Below are 7,162 nucleotides of genomic sequence, written 5' to 3' on the forward strand. Positions count from 1 at the left end.
CAGATTTAGAAGCTGTTTAAATTTCAATAAGAATAAATACATAGGCGGGTGGTGACACTCGCCTACAGCCCATAGCTATAGTTTGGTGTCACCACCAAACCCAACCTGTAAAATATTAATATCATTTTTAAACAGCTTCTAAACAAAAATGAAATCAAAAGTAGCGCAGCCCGTTGCACTTATTTGTACCTTTACTTGGATAGGCTTTATCTGTGCCATTAGTTTTATGGAAGCTTGGTTAAAATTTAGGGCTCCAGGTGTTACATTACCTATTGGTTTAGCCATAGGCCGACTGGTTTTTGCTGCACTGAACAAAGTAGAATGGGTATTTGCCCTAGCAATCTTAATTAGCAGCGTTAAAACAATAAGAAAAACCAGTATTAATCCATTTTATATTGTAGTAGTTTTAGTATTGATTTTGCAAACAACTTGGCTTTTACCCGCACTAGATGCCAGAGCCCAGCTTTACATAGACGGCAAAAACGTACCCCATGCTAACCTACACATCTATTATGTTATTGCAGAAGGCGTTAAGATTATTTCACTCTTTATTTTTGGCAGCCAGCTATTTAAGCTAGAAAAGGCTTAGGTTTTCCCTTCAATTCTAACGCCTTTTTTAATACATACCATACACTACACACTCTTACAGATTTGCATTTAAGAGCATTCTAATGCCGTATATTTTAATCACAAAGACACCAAGAGCACACACAAATACTTTCCGTATTTTTAAACTCATCAAGGCATTGGTTTTACAGCAAAAGATTTATCCCTTTTATTGGTAAGCAAACCAACAAATGGGCTGCCACGTTGGCGTCCTCGCCAACATTTAATTTATACGTTATTTCGAACTATTAATTTGTATCCTGGCTTATTAACACAAACACATTACGAAGAGCAATAAATTCCTCGAAACGATGTAGCCCAAGACTACCCAAAACAAATCACTAATTGTTTAATCAGTAAATAGAGCGCCAAACAATAGAGAAAAACAGCAATACATTGATTAATCAATCGGCTGCTTAATGTAAACTTTTCTTGAATAAATTTAGCAAAGTGCGCATAGCCATAAAGTGCCACCATAGAACCCACACCAGAACCTAAACTAAAAACTATTAAAGAGGGATAAGTGGTTGTTATCCATTCATGTAAAATAACATAATTACCAAAAAATAGCCAATAGGGTATTTGCACCGGATTTAAAACACCCAAAATTATCCCGTAAAGCACGCTTCCTTTTCTACTGTCTTCAGTGGCTTTAGGTTGATGGACTTTATCTCTATTTTTCCAAGCTAAAGTAGCCATTACCAACAGCAGCACCATCATAAAAACATCTATCAAGATACTTAATTGAAAGTCTCCAACCTTAATGGCATCAATATCTACATCGCTCGAAATCCAACGGGCAAAACGCATCATCCCGAAAGTAAAAAATACCTCTACACAAGAAAAAGCCAAAATAAAGCCCCAGGCCTGGCGCATTCCTCTGTTAATGGTTAATTGGGCCAAAGTAAGGTTAATATTACCCGGCGGGACATAGCCCATTGCGTTAATAACAATACCAATTAGAAATGTAATTATAAGCATACTGGTTTATTGGTGTTTGGTTTTTTAGGGGTTAGTCTTTGCTCCTTGTTCTTTACTCTTTGCTCCTTGTTCTTTACTCTTTGCTCCTTGTTCCTTGCTCCTTGCTCCTTGCTCCTGCCCCCTACAAATGCGCTTTTAAAAACTGTCCGGTGTACGAATTTTCTACCTTCAGTAAATCTTCGGGCGTACCTTCAAAAACTAGGTTTCCACCTTTGTCTCCACCCTCAGGGCCAATGTCTATGATCCAATCTGCACACTTAATAATGTCCATGTTATGCTCTATCACAATTACAGTGCTACCCTGTTCTATTAAGGTATTTAAGGCTTTTAGCAACTTTTTAATATCATGAAAATGCAAGCCTGTTGTTGGTTCATCAAAAATAAAAACCGCTTTTTGCGCATTGTTGCCCTTAATTAAAAATGAAGCTAATTTAATTCTTTGCGCCTCACCTCCCGATAAGGTATTTGATGATTGTCCTAAATGAACGTAACCCAAGCCCACATCAACCAAGGGTTGTAGCTTGGCCATTATTTTGGTTTCCTTGGCAAAAAACTCCACAGCTTGGTCAATGGTCATCGCTAAAATATCAGCTACATTTTTATCCTGATAAGTTACATCTAGCACTTGCTGTTTAAAGCGTTTACCGCCACAGGCTTCGCAGGGCAAATAAATATCGGCCATAAACTGCATTTCTATCTTCACCTCTCCCTCCCCTTGGCAAACATCGCAACGGCCACCTTCTACGTTAAACGAAAATGCGGCTGGCTTTAAACCTGCGGCCTTTGCTGCCGGCAAACCAGCGAATAATGCTCGCACATCATCCCAAGCCTTTACATACGTTACCGGGTTAGAACGTGAAGACCTACCAATAGGGTTTTGATCTACCATTTCTACCTGCTGCACTAAATCGAGGTTACCAAAAATGCCATCGTAAGCGCCCGTTTGCTCGCCGGCGTAATTACCTATAGCTTTCTGCAAAGCAGGATATAAAATTCGTTTCACCAAACTGGTTTTACCCGAGCCAGAAACACCCGTAACACAGGTAAATACGCCCAAAGGAAACTTAACATCAATATGCTTTAGGTTGTTCTCTCTTGCCCCTTTAACCAAAACATGATCCTTCCAATTTCTTCTGTTCTTTGGAATTTCAATGCGCTCATCGCCGGCCAAATATCGTCCGGTAAGCGACTTTTTATCTTTAATGATTTGACTGTAAGTACCGCTAAAAACCAAATTGCCCCCTTGCGTACCCGCTTCGGGGCCAATATCAATTAAATGGTCCGCAGCTTTCATCATCTCCTCTTCGTGCTCTACTACCAAAACAGTATTGCCAACATTTCTCAGCGATTCCAATACACCTATTAAACGGTGTGTATCGCGAGGGTGCAGACCAATGCTAGGCTCATCTAAAACATACACAGAACCTACCAAGCTACTGCCTAAAGAAGTGGCCAAATTAATACGCTGGCTTTCTCCACCAGATAAAGTATTTGATAAACGATTTAAGGTTAAATAGCCTAAACCAACATTGTTGAGGTATAAAATTCTGCTGCTAATTTCTGCCAGCAAACGCTTAGAAATTTTCTGCTCATTTTCTGTTAAGGGTAAGCTATCGAAAAATGGCAAGATGGTAGAAAGTGGCATTAATACCAACTCTAAAATAGATTTACCGCCAACTTTTACATACGAAGCATCTTTACGTAAACGTGTTCCCCTGCAATCGGGACAGGTAGTTTTACCACGATAGCGTGATAACATTACACGATATTGGATTTTATAAGTCTGTTCTTCCAGTTCCTTGAAGAAATCATCCAAACCTTTGAAATATTTATTCCCGGTCCAAAGCAGCGCTTGCTGTGCTGCTGTTAAATCACTATACGGACGGTGTATTGGAAAATCGAACTTATCGGCATTTTTAATGAAAGCCTTTAGCCAATCGCCCATTTTCTCACCACGCCAAGGCGCAATGGCGCTATCGTAAACGCTTTTACTTTTATCTGGAACCACCAAATCCTCATCAATTCCAATTACATTGCCGTAGCCTTCGCAACGCTTACATGCACCGTAAGGATTGTTGAAACTGAAAAAATTTGGTGTTGGTTCTTCAAATTTTAGCCCATCTAATTCAAACCTGTCGCAGAAGAAGCGTTGCTTTCCATCGTGTTCTACATAACAGTCGCCCTTACCTTCAAAAAAAGCAGTTTGGGCAGAATCTGCAATACGGCTAATCGTCTCGTCATCATGAGCTACTACAATACGATCAATCAGGATGAAAACTTTGTCTTCCTCGGATAGTTCCTTATCCTTAATGGTATTATCTTCCAGTATATCTTCTATCTTTTTAATGGCTCCTAAATAAGAAACTCTTAAAAATCCCTTCTGTAATAAAATAGAAAGCTCTTCTTTTAAAGTTCTGCCATTTTGGGGCTTTAATGGGCAAAAAATAGTAACTACCTCATCGTTGGCCAATGCCGATACAAAATCTACAACAGTAGTGACCGTATCTTTTTTCACTTCATTACCCGAAACAGGGGAAATTGTTCTACCAATTCTCGAATACAACAATTTAAGATAATCGTAAATTTCGGTTGATGTACCCACCGTAGAACGCGGATTAGAGGTAATTACCTTCTGTTCAATGGCAATAGCAGGTGCAATTCCTTTAATATAATCTACATCGGGCTTGTTCATACGCCCCATAAACTGACGGGCATAGGCCGATAAACTTTCTACATATCTACGTTGGCCTTCGGCATACAAGGTATCAAAAGCTAACGACGACTTGCCCGAACCAGACATCCCCGTAATGACTACAAACTTGTTTTTTGGAATAGCTACATCAATATTCTTTAAATTGTGTACCCTAGCCCCTTTTATAATGATATATTGATGTGGATCTTTCTCTAGTTCCTTACTCATTGATAACCTCTCGATATAATTTACAAAGATAGTTATAAAATTTTGTTGCTCGTGTTTCATTATTTGATGTTTAAAGAACCATAGCCAATGAGCCACAAACCAATAGCAATAGCTAAGAAATCATAAGCAACACCTATAATTTTTGAAATTTTTAACAAAATAATTCTTTGAATCTCATAAAAAAATGTTTCTTTTGAAGTAATAACTAATTAACATTCATTATTCACTAACAAAAAACAAAGAGGAGAACCGCTATAGATTAAAGATTTACGTATTTATTATTTAATAAAGATGGATTTAATCAAACACACTCCTATGAGGTTGCAACAGGTTAGCGATCAGGATTTAGTAAAGTTATATATTGGCGGCGATGAGTACGTTATCGAAGAACTACTACGCAGGCATAAGTCAAAAATTTTCACCTCAATTTATTTGTTAGTTAAAGATCAATACCTTGCCGAGGATATTTTTCAGGATGCTTTTATTAAGGTAATTAACACCCTACGCTCTGGTCGTTACAACGAGGAAGGCAAGTTTTTACCCTGGGTAATGCGCATTGCACACAATTTGGTGATTGATTATTTTAGAAAGGAAAAGCGTACCCCAACCATTACCAGCACCGATGGTACTGCAGATGTGCTTAACCTTATCCAAATACACGAAGAAAGCGCCGAAGAGCGAATGTTGCGAGAGCAGACGCACAGCGACTTGCGCAAAATGATCCAATACTTGCCCGATGAGCAAAAAGAAGTATTAATTATGCGCCATTATGCAGATTTGAGTTTTAAGGAAATTGCAGATTTGACCGATGTAAGTATCAACACGGCATTGGGGCGTATGCGTTATGCCTTGAGCAACCTTCGCAAAATGATGAATGTGAAAGAGGTAAGCGTAAGCAGAGGATGAGTAACATAAACGTTACACAGATAACAAAAGAGCCCATACTACTCGAATTTGAAGTTTAAGAAACATTTAAGCTTAGCGTAATCACATTTTTGAAATTAAAAAAGAAATAATGCAACAACCATAAAATAAAGGTGTTTGGCTTACGTTTAAAATCTAAACAAATTACTTCAAATAAGCGTATGACAAAAACCTTTACTCAAACCAACTTAAAAAAACTATCGAAACCCAACCCTTCGGAACAGGGCGATTTCCCCGACCAGCGTTTCTACCAAACCATTAAACCTAAATTAGATGAATTGTTAAGAGAACCATCTGAAGAAACGATAGCAAAGATTTTAAAGCACGCCCAAAAGCGTTAAGTAAAAGTCCCGACATAATTCGGGGCTTTTTTCATTTGTGGTATGATCTAACGGCGATAACACCAACCATAGGTTAACATAAAGCCAAGATTTTAGCTTTGTCAACTTTGTGGCAAACTGTATAGAAAGTTGACAAAGTTTTATTAATCAAATGATCACCATACCACAACAAAATGGTAACGGTGATAGCACCGACAATAGGTTAAACAAAAAAAAAGGAGCAAACTTATGGTTCACTCCTTTTTCATATTTCGAACTTTCCAACTACTCTTCCTTCTTATCCGCCACAAAACTCATAGAAAGTGAATTTACACAATGGCGGGTGTTTTTAGCGGTAAACATTTCCCCTATAAAAACATGTCCTAAATGCCCGCCGCAATTGGCACAAACAATTTCGGTACGCGAACCATCGGCATCTGGAATACGCTTTACCGCACCTTTAATTTCATCGTCAAAAGCTGGCCAACCGCAATGCCCATCAAATTTGGTTTCCGATTTATATAGCGGGGCATTACACCTTTTGCAGATATAAGTACCTTTCTCAAAAAACTTATCGTATTTACCAGTCCCAGGATATTCCGTTCCTTTACCAACAATAATTCGTTCTTCTTCTTTGGTTAATTTATTCCATTCCATTTTCTTGGTTGTTTTTGAAGGTGCTTTCTTTTCTTCAGTTTGCTGTGCACAAGCCATAAAACTCATGCTCAATAGCATTATGCCAATTAAAGCAGCACGATTTAAAATTGTTTTCATCTTCCAGCCGTTTATATTCACCATTAGGCTAATGTCTTAAACAAATATAACAATTAAACGTTTGCCATTCTTCACCAGCAAGTAAGATTTATCCCCACAAAAAAAGCGTCCCGAAATCGAAACGCTTTCCTTAAAATATATTTTGTCGAGACTATTTTTTCAACAAAGCAGCCATAGCAGCACCAATTTCGGCAGGGCTTTCTACTACCGTTATACCACACTCACGCATAATTTTCATTTTTGCAGCAGCAGTATCATCAGCACCACCAACAATAGCACCAGCGTGGCCCATTCTACGTCCGGCAGGAGCAGTTTGACCAGCGATGAAACCTACCACTGGCTTAGTACCGTTCTCTTTAATCCAACGAGCAGCTTCAGCTTCCATACCACCACCAATCTCACCAATCATGATGATACCTTCAGTTTCTGGATCGTTCATGAGCAACTCTACCGCTTCTTTGGTAGGTGTACCAATAATTGGATCGCCACCAATACCAATCGCTGTAGTAATACCCAAACCAGCTTTTACTACTTGATCTACCGCTTCGTAAGTTAACGTGCCCGATTTAGAAACTACACCAACAGTACCTTTTTTGAAGATAAAACCTGGCATGATACCAATTTTAGCCTCATCAGC

At 38.6% G+C, this 7,162-nt stretch carries 6 protein-coding genes and 1 pseudogene; 3 read left to right on the forward strand and 4 right to left on the reverse strand.

Translation table 11 applies throughout. The features are described 5' to 3' along the window. The first annotated feature begins 148 nt into the window (after positions 1–148). Entirely contained in the window at positions 149–589 is a 441-nt protein-coding gene (locus B3I52_RS12720) for a hypothetical protein (protein WP_293301810.1), read from the forward strand. A gap of 341 nt (positions 590–930) precedes the next feature. On the opposite strand, the gene B3I52_RS12725 is transcribed toward B3I52_RS12720, so the two are convergent. Continuing rightward, a complete protein-coding gene (locus tag B3I52_RS12725; RefSeq protein WP_293301812.1) occupies positions 931–1,587 on the reverse strand; it encodes a LysE family transporter in 657 nt (218 codons plus the stop codon). A 121-nt stretch (positions 1,588–1,708) separates the two neighbouring features. Continuing rightward, positions 1,709–4,507 (reverse strand): excinuclease ABC subunit UvrA, encoded by a 2,799-nt coding sequence (gene uvrA / locus B3I52_RS12730; protein WP_293301814.1) that lies wholly within the window; start codon positions 4,505–4,507, stop codon positions 1,709–1,711. Positions 4,508–4,822: 315 nt separating this feature from the next. Here uvrA and B3I52_RS12735 point away from each other — a divergent pair, with 315 nt between their 5' ends. Beyond that, entirely contained in the window at positions 4,823–5,413 is a 591-nt protein-coding gene (locus B3I52_RS12735; RefSeq protein ID WP_293301869.1) for an RNA polymerase sigma factor, read from the forward strand. Positions 5,414–5,592: 179 nt separating this feature from the next. Further along, positions 5,593–5,772: a hypothetical protein gene (locus tag B3I52_RS12740; protein WP_293301815.1), complete on the forward strand. Its 180-nt coding sequence runs from the start codon at positions 5,593–5,595 to the stop codon at positions 5,770–5,772. A gap of 264 nt (positions 5,773–6,036) precedes the next feature. Here B3I52_RS12740 and B3I52_RS12745 read toward each other — a convergent pair whose 3' ends face one another. Further along, complete coding sequence (locus tag B3I52_RS12745) at positions 6,037–6,525, reverse strand: methionine-R-sulfoxide reductase (RefSeq protein ID WP_293301817.1); 489 nt, start codon at positions 6,523–6,525, stop codon at positions 6,037–6,039. Positions 6,526–6,676: 151 nt separating this feature from the next. Continuing rightward, positions 6,677–7,162 (reverse strand): annotated as a pseudogene (locus B3I52_RS12750) (succinate--CoA ligase subunit alpha); the annotation flags it as partial.

Source organism: Pedobacter sp. UBA4863, assembly GCF_002399615.1.
Taxonomy (GTDB): Bacteria; Bacteroidota; Bacteroidia; order Sphingobacteriales; family Sphingobacteriaceae; genus Pedobacter.